Genomic DNA, 17,658 nt, shown 5'->3' with positions numbered 1-17,658 from the left:
GTTCCCGACATGACGGCAATACTTCCTCCGCAGCCCGCCAAGCGGCCTGACGACATCATCCGCTTCGATCGCATCGTCAAACGCTTCGGCGGCGCGCAAGCGCTGGCCGGTGCATCGCTTGCGATCAAGCGCGGCACGATCCATGGCCTTGTAGGGCAGAACGGCGCGGGGAAATCGACGCTGATCAAGATCCTAGCTGGCCTGCACCGGCAGGACGAGGGTACGATCGAGATCGAGGGACAGCGGATCGATCACCTGACGCCTCATCTCGCCGAAACCCACGGCATCCATTTCATCCACCAGGACCGCCTGCTTGTACCGACCTTCACCGTCGGCGAAGCGCTTTTTCTGGGTCGTGAGCCGCGTCTTCCGGGAACACCGTTCCTCGATCGCCGCAAGATGCAGCGGCAAGCGAACGAGACGCTGGCCGATTATTTCGGCATCAAGCTTCCCACGCACGCCCTGATCGGAGAGCTCTCGACTGCCGAGAAGCAGATCGTCCAGATAACCCGCGCATTGCTCGACCATCCCAAGGTGCTCGTCTTCGACGAGCCGACCGCAGCGCTTGTCCGGCGCGAGGCCGATATCCTCTTCCGCCTGATCCGCCGCCTGCGCGACGAGGGCGTCACCATTATCTACATCTCGCATTATCTGAACGAGATCGAAGATCTCTGCGACCACGTCACCGTGCTCCGCAACGGCATCGACGTCGCCTCGACGCCGATAGCCGAGACATCGGCCAACGATATTGCGCGACTGATGGTCGAGCGTGATATCGCTGATATGTTTCCCAAGCGACGGGTCGAATTCGGCGAAGAGCTCCTCAAGGTCGAGGGGCTGACCGCCGCGAACCGCTTTTCAGACGTCAGTTTCACCGTCCGACGCGGCGAGGTGCTCGGGATCACTGGCCTGCTCGGCTCGGGTGCCAAGGACCTCGTACGAACCCTGTTCGGGCTGGAACGCGCGCAGTCCGGCCACATCGAGGTCGCGGGCGCGGTGGATCGGGCGCGCACGCCGGAGGCTGCCGTCGTCAGGCAGATCGCACTGGTGCCGGAAGATCGCCGCGGCCACGGCGTCGCGCTCGATCTCAGCGTCGCGGAAAACATCACGCTCGCGAGCCTTGATCGCTACACCAGCCTGGGCGTGCTAAACGGCAAACGCGAGAGGCGCGACAGCGACGACCTCATCAAGCGCCTGCAGATCAAGACCGCTAGCCGCGATGCGCTAGTGCGCACGCTGTCGGGCGGCAACCAGCAGAAGGTGGCGATCGCCAAGTGGCTGAGCCGCCACTCGGAAATCTATCTTCTCGACGAGCCGACCGTCGGTGTGGACATCGGCTCGAAGGTCGAAATCTACACGCTGATCGGCGAGCTTGCCGAACGCGGCGCCGGCATCATCATTCTCTCCTCGGACCTGCCGGAGCTGATCGGGATCACCGACCGGATTCTGGTCTTGTTTCGTGGCCGCGTGACGCGCGAATTCATCTCCTCGGAAACCACAACGGATGAAGTGCTGGCGGAATCGACCGGCGCTTCGGAAAGATTGCGCCATGTCGGCTGATATCCACATCGGCGACCTCGCCGACTTCAATGCGGAGCAGAGCAAAGACCGCTCGGCACGCAATCTGGCGGCGGCATCACTGCGCTTCGGTTCGCTGATCGCCTTCGCGATCATCCTCACAGTTTTCTCGCTCACCGCGCCCTACTTCCTGAGCATCGGCAATATAGGCAACGTCCTCGGCCAGTCCGCCATCTCGGGCGTGCTGGCGATCGGCTTGACCATCGTGCTCGTCGCCGGCGGCGCCAATGTCGTCACCGGCGGTATCGACCTCTCGCTCGCCGCGAATATGGGCCTCAGCGCCGCCGTCTACGCGACCGTTACGCAACTTGGCTACAGCGATCCGGTGGCGGTTGCCGCAAGCCTGCTGACGGGACTGGCGATCGGCGCGGTCAATGTCGCTGCCGTCGTCTTCGCCGGCATCGTGCCGCTGCTTGCGACGCTTGCCGTGATGAACGTCGTGGCGGGTCTCGAATTGGTGCTCACCCAGAATACGGTCGTTCCTGCGTCCACCGATTTCCTGACCGCACTATCGGCCTCCGATGCCCTCGGCATTCCTGTGCTCGCCTATGTGCTGCTCGGCTTCACCGCCGTGGTGACCGCGATCGTGCAATATACGCCGCTCGGCCTCAGGCTCTACGCGATCGGCGAATTCCCCGATGCGGCGCGTGCCGCCGGCCTGCCGCTGAAGCGGCTGCTGGCAGGAGCCTTCCTGGCGAGTGGCCTGTGCGGCGGCATCGCCGGCATTCTGTCCGTGTCCTATCTGAGCGGCAGCACGACGGGCTCAAGCGAGATGCTGCTTCCGGTCGTCGTCACGGCGCTGCTCGGCGCGGTGTTCTCCCGCAGGCTCGTGCCGACGATAACAGGCACGCTGCTCTCGGCGCTCCTGGTCGGCTTCCTCGTCAACGGCTTCCAGCTCCTCAACCTGTCGAGCACGCTGGTCAGCGGTGTCCAGGGAATTCTCATCCTGATCGTCGTCTCGGCGACGACGTTGCTTCGCAAGCGGGAGATCTGACCATGTCGCTTTCGGCCTCCCATTCTCCCGTCGCGCCCTGGCATCACCGTGTGCTCTCCGGTCTCGCGCGCTACGGCCTCATCCTGGCGCTCGTCGCGGTCTTTGCCGCCTTTTCCCTGGCAACGCCGACCTTCCTGACGGAAGGCAATCTGCAGAGCCTTCTCGTCAACAACTTCACGCTGCTTGCGATCATTTCCGTGGCCATGACCTTTGCTGTATCGGCCGGCGGTATCGATCTCTCGGTCGGCACGGCGGTCGATTTCGCAAGCTTCGCCTTCGTCTCGCTGGTCCTCGCCGGGCAACCGGTTGCGATCGGCCTGCTTGGCGGCCTGGCCGCCGGCGCGGTCGTCGGCGCCTTCAACGCCCTGCTGATCTCCGGCATCGGGGTCTCGCCGTTTCTCGCAACGCTCGGCACACTGTTCATCGGCCGCAGCGTCCAGCAGTTGCTGACCAATGGCGGCAACCCGGTCTATCTGCCGCCATCGGGAGTACCCGAGGCCTTCCGCTTCATCGGCCACGGCACGATCTCAGGCTTTCCGCTGCCGCTGCTGATCGCGATCGTCGTCATCGCCGCCGCCGCATTCATCTTCGCCTGCACGCGCTTCGGCCGCGTGGTTCTCGCGATCGGGATCCAGCCGAGCGTGGTGCGCTATTCCGGCATCGGCCTTGGCCGGCATGTCGCCATGACGTTCATTCTGACAGCAATCGTCGCCGCCATCGCCGGCCTGATCCTGACGGCCACCGTCATCGTCTACATCCCCTCCTCCGGCAACGCGTTTCTCTTGAACGCGATCGGCGCGACTTTCATCGGCACGACGCTCTCGCCGCTCGGCCGGCCTAATATCGCCGGCACGGTGCTTGGCGTGCTCCTCCTCAGCATCGTCGCCAACGGGCTGCTGCTCACCGGGCTCAATTTCTACTGGCAGCAGGTCGGCACCGGCACGCTCATCTTCGCCGTGCTCGCCTTCAGCTTCATCAACCGAAAGACCGGCGGCGCCTGATCGGCGGGCGCCCAGACAATACGCAGGAAGAATGACATGAGCCGTGAAATCAGGTTGAACGCCTTCGACATGAACTGCGTCGGGCACCAGTCACCAGGTCTCTGGCGACATCCGCGCGATAAGTCCTGGACCTACAAGGACATGGACTACTGGGTGCATCTGGCGAAAACGCTGGAGCGCGGCAAGTTCGATGGCCTGTTTATCGCAGACGTGCTCGGCGTCTACGATGTGCTTCACGGTAATGTCGACGCGGCACTGCGCCATTCCGCGCAGGTGCCGGTTAACGACCCGCTGCAACTGATTCCGACCATGGCCTATGTCACGGAAAATCTCGGCTTCGGACTGACGGCATCGCTCTCCTTCGAGCATCCCTACACCTTCGCCCGCCGCATATCGACGCTCGACCATCTCACCAAAGGCCGCGTCGGATGGAACATCGTCACCTCTTATCTCAACAGCGGCGCGCTCAATATCGGACAATCCGCGCAGACTAAGCACGACGACCGCTATGATCTGGCGGAAGAATATCTGGAGGTCTGCTACAAGCTCTGGGAGGGCAGCTGGGAAGATGACGCCGTCGTTCGCGATCGCACCGCCGGCATCTTCACGCATCCGGAGAAGGTCCACCCGATCGGTCATTCCGGCAAGCATTTCACGGTTCCGGGCATCCACCTCAGCGAACCCTCTCCGCAGCGCACGCCGGTGCTCTATCAGGCCGGCGCGTCCAGCCGTGGCAAGGATTTCGCGGGCGAGCATGCAGAGTGCATCTTCGTCGCCGCTCCCTCCAAGCCGGTGCTGAAGCGCTATGTTGCCAATGTGCGCGAGGCAGCCGAACGCGCTGGCCGCAACCCGCGCGAGATCCTCGCCTTCAACCTACAGACCGTCATCCTTGGCGAGACCGATGCGGAGGCGAAGAGAAAGTTCGACGATTACCGCCGCTACGCTTCCTTCGAGGGCGCGCAGGCGCTGATCTCTGGTTGGACCGGCATCGACTTCGGCCAGTTCTCACCCGACGAGCCGCTACGCCACCGCTACACCAACGCGGTGCAATCCGCCGTCGAGACCTTCACAACGATCGATCCTGATAAGGTCTGGTCGGTGCGCGAGATGGCCGACTGGGTCGGTGTCGGCGGCTTCGGTCCTGTTTTCGTCGGCTCACCACAGACGGTAGCCGACCTGCTGCAGGAGTGGGTTGAGGATACCGATGTCGACGGTTTCAACCTCGCCTATGCCATCACGCCCGAGAGCTTCGAGGACGCGGTCGATCTGCTCGTGCCCGAATTGCAGAAGCGCGGCGTCTACAAGAAGGATTATCGCCAGGGCACCTTGCGCGAAAAGCTGTCCGGTCACGGCCCGCGATTGCAGGCGCCGCATCCCGGCGCACGCTATCGCCGCCAGCCGGCGCGGATCGAGGTCAGCGCCTGATCAACGAGCCTCAGAGGCCGTGGCTCAGCACGCGCTGACATCCAGGCGAAAGCCGCTCGAAGTTATCGCGCAAACAGGTGACGCCACGCCCGCCGCCAAGCGGCACGGCATGGCAAACAGCGCGAAAGTCCGGTCCGCATGTGCGGCGAACGACGATCAACTCTTCGCGCGGCGTGAACGACGCCATCGGCACCGCCGGCGCTACGCTGTTCTTTGCCGCATTGCCGGCGCCTGTCCCCGAGGGCTGGCCGGTTTGCGCCGGTGCTGCCGGCGGCGTTGCAGCAGTTGTTTGCGGCGTGCTCGGCGCTTGGGTTGGCGCCGCATCGTTGGATGTCTTCTTCGGCCCCTCCAGCGCGGAGATGGCATCGCGGCATGCCTTCGAAAGCGAGGCGTCGTGCTTCTGAAGGCAAGTCAGCGCCTCCATGCCGCCGGGCGTCACCCCGGAACACTGGGCGATGAAATCCGACCGGCAGGCGGAGCGCACCGCATTGCGCTGCGCGTCCGTCGGCTGCTGGGCGCCGGTCAAGCTCGGGGCTACGCACATGGCCGAGATAGCGGCCAGGATTACAAGCGCCTGAAACCCCAGGCGGGCGCCAGGGCGGCGGGACTTGGCCTGTGAAAACACTGTCGAATTGGTCGCAAACTCCCCCATCGCGCCCTCCCCCAGGAACACAATCAATGTTATTTAGTGATTACGCATATATACCGGAAGTTCGGGCGAAATGCCACGTTTCAATTATGCATCCGCGAGCAAGGAGCGAACCAACGGAATGACCTTGGTGCCATAAAGCTCGATGCTATTCATCAGCTTCTCATGCTCCATCGGACCGGCCGAATACTTCATCTGTAACCGTGAAATGCCGAGCGTCTTGACGAGACCGGCGATCTTTCTCGCCACCGTTTCCGGCGAGCCGGCGTAAAGAGAGCCATGTTCGATCTCGTTTTCGAAATCGCGCTCGGTCACAGGCGGCCAGCCACGCTCGCGGCCGAGGCGGTCGCGGATTTTCTTGAAGTGCGGATAGAGATCGCGGCGCGCCTTCTCGTCGCTCTCGGCGATGTATCCCGGCGAGTGAACGCCGATCTCGCGCGGCGAGCGGCCCGCCTGTTCCGAGGCTTTCCGATAGAGCTCGACATAAGGGGCGAACCGGCGCGGATCGCCGCCGATGATGGCAAGCATCAACCCCATGTCATACCGCACGGCGCGAAGGACCGATTCCGGGCTGCCGCCGACGCCGATCCAGGTCTTCAAGCGCCCCTCGGCGATCGGCGGGTAGATGCGCTGGTCCTTCAGCGGCGGACGCCAGCCGCCCTCGTAATCGACAACGTCCTTGCTGACGAGCTCGGAGAACAGTTCCAGTTTCTCTTCGAACAATGCCTCGTAGTTCGACAGATCATAGCCGAAGAGCGGGAAGGACTCGATGAAGGAGCCGCGCCCGAGAATGACTTCGGCGCGTCCGTTGGAAAGCGCGTCGAGCGTCGAAAATCGCTGAAACACGCGGATCGGATCGTCGGAACTGAGCACGGTCACGGCCGAGCCCAGCCGAATCTTGTTGGTGCGCGTGGCAATGGCTGAAAGCACGACCTCGGGCGCGGAGACCGCGAAATCCTTGCGGTGGTGTTCGCCAATACCGAAGAAATCGATACCGTTCCGGTCGGCAAGAACCGCCTCCTCGACAACATTGCGGATGACTTGCGGTTGGGCAAGAAGCTCGCCATCGGAGGCGGTGGTGACGTCGCCGAAGGTATCGAGGCCGAATTCAAGAGCTGGGGTCATGGGATCGCCGTTTAATCTTTCGGGGTTGTGGGGTCTCGTGGTGCGCTTGCCGCGCCCGTTTCAGGGTGGGCAGTCTGTTATGCGCCGGTCGTCATCGGCTTTCGCCGCGCCGCGCGTTGCGCGACCAGGGCCACTGGCCATCGATCTCGGCTTCCAGGGAGAAGCTTAGAAACGTTCGGATGAGCACGATCAGGCCGAGAAGGCCGACGCTCTCCCAGGTCAGGGGCGCGATGATCGTGGCGATGATGTCCGCGCCGATCAGGATTTCGAGGCCGAGCAGGATACCCCGCCCGAGATTGGCGCGATACCGGTCATAAGCCTCGCTCCTTGCCGCCGACGTCAGGTCGCGAAGGTAGCCAAACGTCGCGATGGCCACGCCGAGGAGGATGACGCCGACGCCGAAGAATTCGAGCCCAGATGCCAATGGCTTCAGGATCGGTGCGATCAGGCTGGCCAGACCACCGGCTTCGCTTGCGATTTCCATGGTGCTTCTCCTTCACTTCAAAACGGTCGGGACGATTACGCTTCCGCGCCTGCCGTGCTGGCGAAGAGGGCGATCGCGGCCAGGATGGCCGGCAGGCTGAAGGCCGCGGCGGGAGCGAAGATGAAACCGGCGGCGCCGGCGCCACAGCCGATCGCGAAGGTGATGACCGCGGCAGCCATCTTCTTGATCCGCGCCTTTGCGGCCGCGACTTCTTCCGCCTTGGGATCGGCCAGAAGGTCGGCCAGATCCAGCATTATCTGCGTCGTCGTGCCCGTCATCAGCGTCGACGGCGGCGCCTTCGGCAGATGTGCCCTGTGGAGACCATTTTGAATGGCCATTGCCGACACCAATGTCAGGGCAACGATCAGCGTCATGGTATTTTCCTCGCCATGAAACGGCCCGTGATAGAGCGCGTAGATCGCGACCGCCGTCAGCAGGACCAGTTTTGCAACCAGCATCGGCCGGATAGGCGAACGGCCCACGCCCTGCAGCTTCAGGCAGATCAATCGCGACACGAAGACGACGATGCAGAAGACCGGCAGTGCCAGAAGCTTCGACAGCGCCCCGCCGAGCCCGAGCGCGGCGGTTGCCCCGAGTGTCACGAAGTTGCCGGTGACATGCGCGGTGAAGAGACCTGAGAGCGACAGAAATCCAAGCGTATCGATGTAGCCGCCATTGAAGCTCAGGAGCATGGGAAGAGAAGGAATTTTCATCGTGCTGATCTCTGTGTTTGTCGATCCAAGGATCGGAAAGGCGTCTGAAATGCGCGAACGTCTCCGCCGCTGACTTGATCCCGCAGCGCGCTTCGTTCGTCTGATGTAGGCATAGTGCCAACCGAAAGACTGACGGACAATTGCATCAATTGTTTCGATATTATTGCGGGCCAAGAAATAATGAGCGCGACGCGCGGGGTGCGTCAGCCGACGGCCGATAGACCGTCCTGCAACACCAAAGCAGCGTCCTGGCGAGCGCTTATCTCGGCGGCAACCAGCGCCTGCAAGCGCCAGAGATTGCGATCGTGAATGCCTTCGGCCTGAAGGTCCACGATCGTATTGCGCAGATATTGAGCGCAGGAGCCGCCCTCGCCGCAGGCGCCGGCGATAAGTTGGGCAGCCTCTTCGAACGGGACCGGTTTGGTCAGCCCGGCTCGCTTGCCGCTCGCCCAGAAGGTCAGGGCCCTACCGACGCCAATGGGCGTCTTGACCGAAAGCCACCGGACCATGTCCTTCACTTCGCTGTACCGGATCTCGCGGGCGATAAGCGCCCGCAGATCCTGGCGCTGGCGCTCGTCCGACAAGAGAAACACGACGCCGTCGCACTGGCCGCCGCGCTCCAGCGCCAGCATCAGGCCGGGCTGCGCAGTGGTGGCGCGCCAGCGTTCGATCTTGAGAGAAAAGGACCGGTGCCATCCATAAGCGGTCGCGCGCTGGCGCCCTGCTGCCACAAATTCCGGGTTCCAGATCAACGACCCATAGGCGAAAATCCAGATGGGCTCGCCTCCAGCCTCGCTTTCGATCACCTCGACCAGATGATCGATCTCGGCTTCCGATATCGGTGTCCATCCTGGTTCGGGGCCGTCATCGCGGACGTCTCTGATGGTCAGGGCGACAAGTTCGGGCGTGAGCTGCATCATCTTATCAATCCGCCTTGCGGCAAGTGTTCGTTCTAATGGCCGCGGCGAATATGCGCCGCGGCCTGGACCTTTGTATCAGGACTGGACGAAGGCCAGCAGATCGGCATTGAGGACGTCGGCGTTGACAGTCAACATGCCGTGCGAGAAGCCTGGATAGGTCTTCAGCGAGCCGTTCTTCAAAAGCTTGGCCGACTTCAGCGCGGAGTCCGCGATCGGAACGATCTGGTCGTCTTCGCCGTGCAGGACAAGCGTCGGAACGGTGATCGCCTTCAGGTCGTCGGTCTGGTCGGTTTCGGAGAAGGCCTTGATGCCGTCGTAATGGGCCTTTGCACCGCCCATCATGCCCTGGCGCCACCAATTCTGGATCACCCCTTCCTGAACCTTGGCGCCATCCCGGTTAAAGCCGTAGAACGGGCCGGCAGGAACATCGCGGAAGAACTGCGCGCGGTTGGCGGCAAGCGCTGCGCGGAAGCCGTCGAACACTTCGATCGGCAGGCCTTCCGGGTTGCTTTCCGTCTTCAGCATCAGCGGCGGAACGGCGGAGACGAGCACGGCCTTGGCAACGCGGCCGGAGGGCTGGCCGAACTTTGCGACATAGCGGGCAACTTCGCCGCCACCAGTGGAATGGCCGATGTGAACGGCGTTCTTCAGGTCCAGCGCTTCGACAACGGCAAAGGCGTCGGCAGCGTAATGGTCCATGTCATGGCCGTCGGCGACCTGAGCGGAGCGGCCGTGGCCACGGCGGTCATGAGCGATGACGCGATAGCCCTTCGACAGGAAGAACAGCATCTGCGCATCCCAGTCGTCGGAAGACAGCGGCCAGCCGTGATGGAAAACGATCGGCTGGGCGTCCTTGGAACCCCAATCCTTGTAGAAGATTTCAACGCCGTCCTTGGTGGTTACAGTGCTCATGGTCATATCCTTTTTAAAGTCAGTGCTTGTGGAAATTTGGTCTGCGGAGGAAGCAGAGGTCGCAGGAAGGGCGATCGCGGTGGCGAAGGCTGCTCCTGAAAGCAGGACACCACGCCGGGAAATGGAAAGTTCGTTGTTTATCATGTCTGCTCCTGCGATCCTGGCCGTTGCCGTCTAGCGGGGCGGCGTGTTGTTCTGATGACGCAGTAATGCCGGGATTTGCCCTCACCCACAATTGAAACAATAATTGAGATTGAATTGCGAAAAATGCAATTATCCGCTGGAGTGCGATTTCGCGCGGTGCTCACGCCAAGCGCATATACGAAAAAAGCCCCGCGGCTGAGCCGCGGGACTTCTTGAGGCCGTGACCGGGAGAGAGTTGGTCAGGCGGCCTGAACCTTGCGGGCGGTGCGCGCCCATGCCGGCAACCAGTCGCCATGCGCGGCCAGCAGTTCGTCGGTCATCGCCCAGATCTGGTCGAGGTCGAGTTCGGCCGCCGTATGCGGATCCATCATCGCAGCATGGTAGATGTGCTCGCGATTTTCAGTCATCAGCGCCTGAACCGTCAGTTCCTGCACATTGATGTTGGTGCGCATCAGCGCGGTCAGCTGCGGCGGCAGATCGCCCACGAAGGTCGGCTGGATGCCGGATGCATCGACCAGGCATGGCACTTCAGCGGCGCAATTGGACGGCAGCGAGGTGATGCAGCCATTGTTGCGGACGTTGCCGTAGATCACCGAGGGTTCGCCGGTCCAGACCGAGTTGATGATCGAGGACGCATATTCCTTCGACTGCTTGACCTCGATCTTGTCGGCCGAGCGATAGGCTTCCGCCTGTCCCTTCCAGCGCTCGATCTGCTCGATGCAGCGCTTCGGATATTCGTCGAGCGGGATGCCGAACTTCTCGATGAGGTCCTCGCGGCCTTCCTTGATGAAGTATGGCGTGTACTCGGCGAAGTGCTCGGAGCTCTCGGTGACAAAATAGCCGAGGCGGGTCAGCATCTCGTAGCGCACCTTATTCGGGCAGCGCGGGTTCCAGCCCGGCTTCGGCGCGCGACCTTCACGATAGGCGCGCACGAGATCCGGATAGAGGTCCTTGTAGGAGCCGTCGGGCTGACGGTGCTCGAACTTCAGGTAGAAGGCCATGTGGTTGATGCCGGCCGAGCGATAGCGGATATCCTCGTAGGGGATATCGAGATCGTGGGCGAGTTCCATCGCGGTGCCCTGCACCGAGTGGCAAAGGCCGACCTGCTTGATGGTGGGATACTTCTCGGCGATCGCCCAGGTGTTGATCGCCATCGGGTTGACGTATTGCAGCATGATCGCTTCAGGGCAGACCACGAGCATGTCCTCGCAGATCTTCCACAGATGCGGCACGGTGCGCAGGCCGCGCATGATACCGCCGACGCCGAGCGTATCGGCGATGGTCTGGCGCAGGCCGAACTTCTTCGGAATGTCGAAGTCTGTCACCGTGCAGGGCTCATAGCCGCCGATCTGGAAGGCGACGACCACGAAGTCGGCACCTGTGAGCGCCTTGCGCTGGTCGGAATAGGTCTCGGCCTTGGCCTTTACGCCAAGCGTCGAGATCAGCTTGTTGACGACGATCGCGCTTTCTTCCAGGCGCTGCGGGTTGATGTCCATCAGGGCGATGGTCGCGCCCGACAGCGCGGGTCGCTGCAGCACGTCGCCGATAATGTTCTTCATGAAGACGGTGGAACCAGCTCCGATGAAGGTGATCTTGGGGTTTCTTGCCATAATATCCTCCGGCATTGGCAATCAGGCTACCTCGAAAGCGGCTTTCACGAGCCGTTCGGTGTAGGCGGTCTTGGGATTGGTGAGAACTTCGTTGACGGGCCCCTCTTCCATGATCTTGCCATGCTGCATGACAATCACCCGGTGGCAGAGGGCACGCACGACCTTGAGATCGTGCGAAATGAAGAGATAGCTGAGGCCGCGCTCGTCCTGCAGCTTGCGCAAGAGCTCGATGATCTGCGCCTGGACCGATAGGTCGAGCGCCGATGTCGGCTCGTCGAGCAGGATGAATTCCGGCTCGAGCGCGATGGCGCGCGCAATGGCGATACGCTGGCGCTGGCCGCCCGAGAATTCGTGCGGAAAGCGCGACAGGATATTGCCCGGCATGCCAGCCGCGATCAGCGCCTCGCGCACACGGTCCAGCCGCTCGGCCTTGGTGGCGCCGAGCTTGTTGACCACAAGCCCTTCCTCGATGATCTGGCCGATCGTCATGCGCGGATTGAGCGATGAGAACGGATCCTGGAAGACGATCTGCATGCGTGAGCGCAGCGGCCGCATCTCGGTGCGAGACTTGCCGTGGATCGGCTGGCGGTCGAAATAGATCTCGCCATTGTCGGCATCGTTCAACCGCAGCAGCGCCTGCCCGAAGGTCGTCTTGCCGGAGCCGGATTCGCCCACGAGCCCGAGCGTCTCGTGCTTGCGCAGCGTCAGCCCCAAGCTGTCGACGGCCACGAGTTCCTTCAGCTCCGGCTTGAAGAAGCTGCCGTGGCGCATCATGAAGGACACGCGCACGCCCTTGGCGTCGAGGATGACCTCGGAGCCCTCCGGCAGCGGGTTCGCCTGGCCGCGCGGCTCGGAACTCAGCAGATGCTTGGTGTAGCTGTGCTGCGGATTGGCGAAGAGCTTCTCCGTCGTGTTGTGCTCGCGCATTTCGCCGTGTTGCATCACGTAGACGTAGTCGGAGAACTGCCTGACGACGGTGAGGTCGTGGGTGATCAGGATCACCGCCATCCGCATTTCCTTCTGCAGGTTGCGGATGAGGTTGAGGATCTGCGCCTGCACCGTCACGTCGAGCGCGGTGGTCGGCTCGTCGGCAATGAGCACATCCGGCTCGTTGGAGAGCGCCATGGCGATCATCACTCGCTGGCGCTGGCCGCCCGACAGCTGGTGCGGATACTGCTTCAGGCGCGCTTCGGGATCGGGGATCTGCACCTGCTTCAGAAGTTCGAGCGCGCGCGCTTCCGCCTGCTTCTTGCTCACCTTGCGGTGTACGCGGATGGCTTCGACGATCTGGCTGCCGATCGTGTAGATCGGGTTCAGCGAGCTCATCGGCTCCTGGAAGATCATCGAGATCCGGTCGCCGCGCAGCTTGCGGCGCTCGCGCTCGGGATATTTCAGGATATTGGCGCCGTCATAGTCGACGGTCGATTTCGGCGCGACGACGGCGCGTTTCGACAGGAGCCCCATGACGGTGCGGGCCGTCACGGACTTGCCGGAACCGGATTCGCCGACGATGGCGATGGTTTCCCCGCGGTAGAGCTGGAAGGAGATATCCTTCACCGCTTCCACGGTGCCATGCTCGACCTTGAAGTTGACGCCGATGTTGCGGGCGTCGATGACCGGGCTTTCCGTGTGCGCATCGTGATCGAAGCGGACGGGCGGGGCAAACGAGTTGACGAGTGCGAGAGCCATGTTCTTCACCTCAATCAATAGGGATCGACCGCGTCGCGCAGACCGTCGCCGAGCGCGTTGAACGCGAAGACGGTGACGAGCACGAAGCCGACGGGGGCGAGGATCCAGGGATAGGTGCCGATCACCGAGTAGTTGGCGGTGTCCTGCAGCATCAGACCCCAGGAGATCAGCGGCGGCTTCACGGCAAAGCCGAGGAAGCCGAGGAAGGATTCGAGCAGCACGACGCTCGGGATATGCAGCGTGACGGCAACGATGACGTGGCTCATCACGTTCGGGAAGATGTGCTGGAAGATGATGCGCCGGTCGGTGGCGCCGACGGCCATGGCCGCACGCACATAGTCGATACGGGCGAGCGCCAGCGTCTTGCCGCGCACCTCGCGCGACATCTGCGCCCAGCCGAGCGCCGACATGACGACGATGACGAAGGCAAGGAACACATTGGTCGGCGCCGTCACCGGGATCAGCGAGGTTAGCGCCAGATAAAGCGGCAGCTGCGGAAAGGCGAGCACGATTTCCACGAAGCGCTGTACCCAGGCATCGAACGAGCCACCGAAATAGCCGGAGACCATGCCGACGGTGGTGCCGATGACGGTGACGATGAATACGACCGTCAGAGCGATGGTGAGCGAGATGCGCGAGCCGATGATGGCGCGCGAGAGAACGTCACGGCCGAACTTGTCGGTACCAAGAAAATGCACCGGCTGGCCATCGACGGAGCCGAAGAAGTGACGGTCGGTCGGGATCAGGCCGAGAAGCTTGTACTCCGAGCCCTTGACGAAGAAGCCTAGCACGCGCGGATTGTCGTAATCGGGGCCGACGATCGGCTGGAAGGTGACGGGATCGAGCTCCTCGGATTCGCCTAGCGCATAGACGCGCGGCGGATAGGTCAGATTGCCGTCCTTGTCGTGGAAGCTCACCATCTGCGGCGGCGCGAAGCCGGTATCGGTGGCCTTGGGGTCCATCGGCGCGAAGAAATCGGCGAAGACGGCCATCATCAGCAGCAGGCCGACGAGCACGAGGCCCATCATGCCGGTCCAGGAACGGCGCAGGCGACGCCAGACCAGCGACAGATAGCTTTCGTTGCCGTTATGCAGACCCTTGACGGTCTCTTCGTGCGGCGGCGGGGGAGCGGAATCGAAGGCGAGCATATCAGGCTCCTCCGTACTGGCGGACACGCGGGTCCAGCATGGCAAGCAGCATGTCGGCGATGATGTTGCCGACGATCAGCGTTGCCGAAAGAACCATCATGAAGGTGGCGGTGACATAGACGTCGCCAATCGCCATGGAGCCGACGATGGCAGGGCCGACTGTTGGCAGCGAGAAGATGATCGCCGTCTCGATTTCGCCGGTCAGCATGTAGGGAAGCACGACGCCCTGGTACATGACGAGCGGGTGCAGCGCATTGGGCACCGCATGGCGCATCACGACCGCGCTGCCCGACAGGCCCTTGGCGCGGGCTGTCTCGACATATTGCGCGTTCAACGTATCGAGCAGATTGCCGCGCATGACGCGCATGTTGTAGGCGAGACCGCCGAAGGTGGCGATGGCGACGACAGGCCAGACGTGGCTGACGAGGTCGACGAATTTCGCCCAGGACCACGGCGCTCCGCCATATTGCGGCGAGAAGAAGCTGCCGATCTCCGAGACGTTGAACTGGAAAACGAGGAGGTAGACGATGATCAGCGCCATCAGGAAGCGCGGCACCGTCATGCCGAGGAAGGAAACGCCGGAGAGCAGGCTGTCGATCCAGCTGTACTGGCGGGTGGCCGCCCAGATGCCGAAGCCGATGCCGAGAACCGATGCGAAGATGTGACAGACGAGCGCGAGCAGCAGCGTGCGCGGCAGGCGCTCGGCCACGACGTCGGCGACCGGCTTGTTGTAGAACATGCTGTAGCCGAAATCGCCCTGGGTGACGATGCCCTTGATCCAGGCGAAATACTGAATGACCATCGGTTGGTCGAGGCCATGGGCGACGCGGTAGGCCTGGGCCTGTGCGTCGGCGGCTTCGAAGGACGCGCCGCTCTGGTTGATCAGCTGCGATCGGATATAGTCGGCATAGTCGCCCGGCGGAGCCTGGATGATCGCGAAGGTCACGATGCTCAGGATGATCAGGACGGGGATGGCGGACGCTATGCGCACGAGCAGGAAGCGTAACATCGGGCTCGTTTCTCCTTGCTGCCAGTCGCGCCTTTCGGTGCGGCCGGCTTGTTGATCTTGCCCGGCCGCGCATCACGCGCGGCCGGTCCGTTTCTTCGGGAGGAGAACTTAGTTGATCGGACCCTTTTCGCCGGGCTTGCCGGGCAGCTGCTCGGGGAACAGCTCGTACTTGCCCTGCTTGTCGGCGGCCACCCACAGGCGTTCGCGGATGACGGAGTCTTCAGCCCAGTTGAACATGAAGATCGGAGTACCAGCCGGCACGTTCGAGAAGCGCTTGTTGATGATCAGCGCGCCCGGATATTCCGTGAGCCCGACGGTATCGACGTTTTCGGTCGCGACCTTCTGGTACTGCTTCATCAGCTCGACGCGCTCGTTGTTGTCCTGGCTCGTCTGGAACTTGGTGACGATGTCCACGAGCTTTTCCTCGTAGGGCATCAGGTCGACCTTGCCGTCCTTGCCGGCGCGGTGCTGCCAGCTGGTGCGCGGACCAACCGGAGCAAGCTGCTCCGTGTTCTGGACTACGGAAGCCAGTTCCGGCGAGCTGCGCTGGATCAGCCAGTCGAAGCGACCGCCGTAATGCGCGTCGTCACGCTTCGGGCCGTCGAGGGCGTTCAGGATGACCTTGATGCCGAGCTTCTCCATCTGGCCGACGACGCCTTCGGCAAGGCTCTTGTCGGTGGCGTAGCCGTTGTTGACCAGAAGCACGATCTCGACGTTCTTGCCGCCTTCGGTCGATGCCGGGAAGTTCACGAAGCCGTCGCCATCGGTATCCTTCAGGCCGACCTTTTCGAGCAGCGCCTTGGCGCCCTTGAGGTCGAAGGGATAGTAGACGACAGAGCTGCGGTCGTAGAAGCTCGTGCCGGACGACAGGCCACCGGGATAGATCGCCGTGAACGGACCCTTGACGAGAGAGTCGCCGATCGCCTTGCGGTCGAGCCCCATGGTGATCGCCTTGCGGAAGTCCTCGTTGCGGTTCAGCTCGCGGACTGCCTGGCTGCGCGCATCCGGTTCACCCCAGCCGTTGCCGGAGAGGTTCATGCGCATGTTGTAGCCGATCAGGCGCGGGCCGAAGGCGAGACGGGCGGGTGCCGTCTTTTCGGCGGCGCGCTTCAGCGATGCCACGAAGTTTTCCGGCTGCTCGAGGTTCGAGATGTCGCCCGAGCCGGCAACGGCCTGCACGTCGCGGTCAGCCCAGGTCGAGAGCTTGTAGTGCAGCTCGTTGAGGTAAGGCAGTTGGTTGCCCTTCTCGTCGACCTTCCAGTAGTAGGGGTTGCGGCGCATCACGATGATGTCGTCGGGACGATATTCGACCGGCACCCAGCCACCCATCACGGGCATGTTCATGTATTCCGGCGGGAAGGCGTTCTTGAACTGGTCGTAGGTGTTCTTCGAATATTTCGGATGCTGTGGCTTGAGGATATGCGACGGGCCCGGGCAGAAGCTCGGATAGGCCATCGTGTAGAGATATTGCTTCGGGAAGGCTTCCTTGAAGGTCCACTCGACGGTGTAGTCGTCGATCTTCTTCAGCGTGGTTCCCTCGCCGAAGGCCTCGGGCGAAGCGCCGCCGCCGAGCGGCGAGACATTGGGATCGATGACTTCGTCTTCCCAGTAGAACATGATGTCGTCGGCGTTGAAGGCGACGCCGTCAGACCACTTGGCGCCTTCGATGAGGTGCATGGTCAGCTTGTGGCCGTCCTGCGACCATTCCCAGCCCTTGGCGAGGTTCGGAAGCGGCTCGGTGTCCTTGGCTTCGACCTGGAAGAGCGGTGCGGTGCGCGTCAGGCATTCGGAAAGGCCGATGTCGATACCGCCCCAGCCTTGCGTCTGGCCGGCGCCGTAGTTCCAGCCTTCCGGCCGGCCGCCGATGACGTGGCGCAGCGTGTCGCCATAGACGCCGACGCCGTCGACCATGTTCTCGGTCTTGAAGACCAGCGGCTCCTTGGGGAGACGGTCCTTGACGGGCGGAAGCTTGCCGGTATCGACGAAGTTCTTCTTCACCCACTCCGGTTCGTTATACGAGGGGAGCGCCTTGAACTCCTCGATGTAGTCTCTCGATACGTACTTGATCTTGCCTTCCGCCGGGAACTGCGGCGGAACGGGCGGTGTCGTCGGCTCGGAGGCGTAGGCGCTCAAAGCCGAAACGGAGACGCTCAGCGCCAGTCCGGCCAGAACGCCAAGGTTGCGGTAATGTCTCATCGTCTCTCCCTTTTGTGTCGGGACGCTTGTCGGCTGCCCCGGTTCTCCTCAACGATCCGGA

At 62.6% G+C, this 17,658-nt stretch carries 15 protein-coding genes; 4 read left to right on the top strand and 11 right to left on the bottom strand.

What is annotated here, in order from left to right; all coding sequences use genetic code 11:
- Positions 1–9 precede the first annotated feature (9 nt).
- From D460_RS0102275 to D460_RS0102260, 4 genes are read left to right on the top strand one after another with little or no spacing between them, the layout of a single operon-like run.
- Positions 10–1,560: a sugar ABC transporter ATP-binding protein gene (locus D460_RS0102275; protein ID WP_018896877.1), complete on the top strand. Its 1,551-nt coding sequence runs from the start codon at positions 10–12 to the stop codon at positions 1,558–1,560.
- Complete coding sequence (locus D460_RS0102270; protein ID WP_018896876.1) at positions 1,550–2,572, top strand: ABC transporter permease; 1,023 nt, start codon at positions 1,550–1,552, stop codon at positions 2,570–2,572. Before D460_RS0102275 ends, D460_RS0102270 begins: the two co-directional genes overlap by 11 nt.
- A gap of 2 nt (positions 2,573–2,574) precedes the next feature.
- Positions 2,575–3,573 (top strand): ABC transporter permease, encoded by a 999-nt coding sequence (locus tag D460_RS0102265; RefSeq protein ID WP_018896875.1) that lies wholly within the window; start codon positions 2,575–2,577, stop codon positions 3,571–3,573.
- Between the two features lie 36 nt (positions 3,574–3,609).
- Positions 3,610–4,998 (top strand): LLM class flavin-dependent oxidoreductase, encoded by a 1,389-nt coding sequence (locus D460_RS0102260; RefSeq protein ID WP_018896874.1) that lies wholly within the window; start codon positions 3,610–3,612, stop codon positions 4,996–4,998.
- A gap of 10 nt (positions 4,999–5,008) precedes the next feature.
- Here D460_RS0102260 and D460_RS0102255 read toward each other — a convergent pair whose 3' ends face one another.
- From D460_RS0102255 to D460_RS0102200, 11 genes are all read right to left on the bottom strand, one after another.
- Positions 5,009–5,650, bottom strand: coding sequence for a hypothetical protein (locus tag D460_RS0102255; protein ID WP_018896873.1), 642 nt, complete (start codon positions 5,648–5,650; stop codon positions 5,009–5,011).
- 84 nt (positions 5,651–5,734) lie between these two features.
- Complete coding sequence (locus tag D460_RS0102250; protein ID WP_018896872.1) at positions 5,735–6,772, bottom strand: LLM class flavin-dependent oxidoreductase; 1,038 nt, start codon at positions 6,770–6,772, stop codon at positions 5,735–5,737.
- A gap of 91 nt (positions 6,773–6,863) precedes the next feature.
- Positions 6,864–7,256 carry a DUF1622 domain-containing protein gene (locus D460_RS0102245; protein ID WP_018896871.1) on the bottom strand — a complete coding sequence of 131 codons (393 nt, stop codon included), beginning with the start codon at positions 7,254–7,256 and terminating at the stop codon, positions 6,864–6,866.
- Between the two features lie 35 nt (positions 7,257–7,291).
- The gene (locus tag D460_RS0102240) at positions 7,292–7,969 is read right to left on the bottom strand and encodes a YoaK family protein (protein ID WP_026282707.1); all 678 of its coding nucleotides are present in this window, start codon (positions 7,967–7,969) and stop codon (positions 7,292–7,294) included.
- Between the two features lie 203 nt (positions 7,970–8,172).
- Positions 8,173–8,886, bottom strand: a complete 714-nt coding sequence (locus D460_RS32435) for a gamma-glutamylcyclotransferase (RefSeq protein ID WP_018896869.1) — start codon at positions 8,884–8,886, stop codon at positions 8,173–8,175.
- Positions 8,887–8,964: 78 nt separating this feature from the next.
- Positions 8,965–9,945 carry an alpha/beta hydrolase gene (locus D460_RS0102230; protein ID WP_081619834.1) on the bottom strand — a complete coding sequence of 327 codons (981 nt, stop codon included), beginning with the start codon at positions 9,943–9,945 and terminating at the stop codon, positions 8,965–8,967.
- Between the two features lie 239 nt (positions 9,946–10,184).
- Positions 10,185–11,555, bottom strand: a complete 1,371-nt coding sequence (locus D460_RS0102220; RefSeq protein ID WP_018896866.1) for an alpha-glucosidase/alpha-galactosidase — start codon at positions 11,553–11,555, stop codon at positions 10,185–10,187.
- 21 nt (positions 11,556–11,576) lie between these two features.
- Positions 11,577–13,244: an ABC transporter ATP-binding protein gene (locus tag D460_RS0102215; protein WP_026282706.1), complete on the bottom strand. Its 1,668-nt coding sequence runs from the start codon at positions 13,242–13,244 to the stop codon at positions 11,577–11,579.
- Between the two features lie 14 nt (positions 13,245–13,258).
- Positions 13,259–14,392, bottom strand: coding sequence for an ABC transporter permease subunit (locus D460_RS0102210; protein ID WP_018896864.1), 1,134 nt, complete (start codon positions 14,390–14,392; stop codon positions 13,259–13,261).
- 1 nt (position 14,393) lies between these two features.
- Positions 14,394–15,401 (bottom strand): ABC transporter permease, encoded by a 1,008-nt coding sequence (locus D460_RS0102205; protein ID WP_018896863.1) that lies wholly within the window; start codon positions 15,399–15,401, stop codon positions 14,394–14,396.
- 108 nt (positions 15,402–15,509) lie between these two features.
- Positions 15,510–17,597 carry an ABC transporter substrate-binding protein gene (locus tag D460_RS0102200; protein WP_018896862.1) on the bottom strand — a complete coding sequence of 696 codons (2,088 nt, stop codon included), beginning with the start codon at positions 17,595–17,597 and terminating at the stop codon, positions 15,510–15,512.
- Between the last annotated feature and the right edge of the window lie 61 nt (positions 17,598–17,658).

The sequence above is a fragment of the Rhizobium sp. 2MFCol3.1 genome (assembly GCF_000377565.1).
Classification (GTDB): domain Bacteria; phylum Pseudomonadota; class Alphaproteobacteria; order Rhizobiales; family Rhizobiaceae; genus Rhizobium.
This window is presented reverse-complemented; position numbering and strand designations above follow the sequence as displayed.

Excerpts from the sequence above, each read along its gene's own strand:
- D460_RS32435 (WP_018896869.1), bottom strand. The coding sequence starts at position 8,886 with ATGCAGCTCACGCCCGAACTTGTCGCCCTGACCATCAGAGACGTCCGC.
- D460_RS0102230 (WP_081619834.1), bottom strand. The coding sequence starts at position 9,945 with ATGATAAACAACGAACTTTCCATTTCCCGGCGTGGTGTCCTGCTTTCA.
- D460_RS0102250 (WP_018896872.1), bottom strand. The coding sequence starts at position 6,772 with ATGACCCCAGCTCTTGAATTCGGCCTCGATACCTTCGGCGACGTCACC.
- D460_RS0102205 (WP_018896863.1), bottom strand. The coding sequence starts at position 15,401 with ATGTTACGCTTCCTGCTCGTGCGCATAGCGTCCGCCATCCCCGTCCTG.
- D460_RS0102240 (WP_026282707.1), bottom strand. The coding sequence starts at position 7,969 with ATGAAAATTCCTTCTCTTCCCATGCTCCTGAGCTTCAATGGCGGCTAC.
- D460_RS0102270 (WP_018896876.1), top strand. The coding sequence starts at position 1,550 with ATGTCGGCTGATATCCACATCGGCGACCTCGCCGACTTCAATGCGGAG.
- D460_RS0102255 (WP_018896873.1), bottom strand. The coding sequence starts at position 5,650 with ATGGGGGAGTTTGCGACCAATTCGACAGTGTTTTCACAGGCCAAGTCC.
- D460_RS0102220 (WP_018896866.1), bottom strand. The coding sequence starts at position 11,555 with ATGGCAAGAAACCCCAAGATCACCTTCATCGGAGCTGGTTCCACCGTC.
- D460_RS0102245 (WP_018896871.1), bottom strand. The coding sequence starts at position 7,256 with ATGGAAATCGCAAGCGAAGCCGGTGGTCTGGCCAGCCTGATCGCACCG.
- D460_RS0102215 (WP_026282706.1), bottom strand. The coding sequence starts at position 13,244 with ATGGCTCTCGCACTCGTCAACTCGTTTGCCCCGCCCGTCCGCTTCGAT.
- D460_RS0102275 (WP_018896877.1), top strand. The coding sequence starts at position 10 with ATGACGGCAATACTTCCTCCGCAGCCCGCCAAGCGGCCTGACGACATC.
- D460_RS0102200 (WP_018896862.1), bottom strand. The coding sequence starts at position 17,597 with ATGAGACATTACCGCAACCTTGGCGTTCTGGCCGGACTGGCGCTGAGC.
- D460_RS0102265 (WP_018896875.1), top strand. The coding sequence starts at position 2,575 with ATGTCGCTTTCGGCCTCCCATTCTCCCGTCGCGCCCTGGCATCACCGT.
- D460_RS0102260 (WP_018896874.1), top strand. The coding sequence starts at position 3,610 with ATGAGCCGTGAAATCAGGTTGAACGCCTTCGACATGAACTGCGTCGGG.
- D460_RS0102210 (WP_018896864.1), bottom strand. The coding sequence starts at position 14,392 with ATGCTCGCCTTCGATTCCGCTCCCCCGCCGCCGCACGAAGAGACCGTC.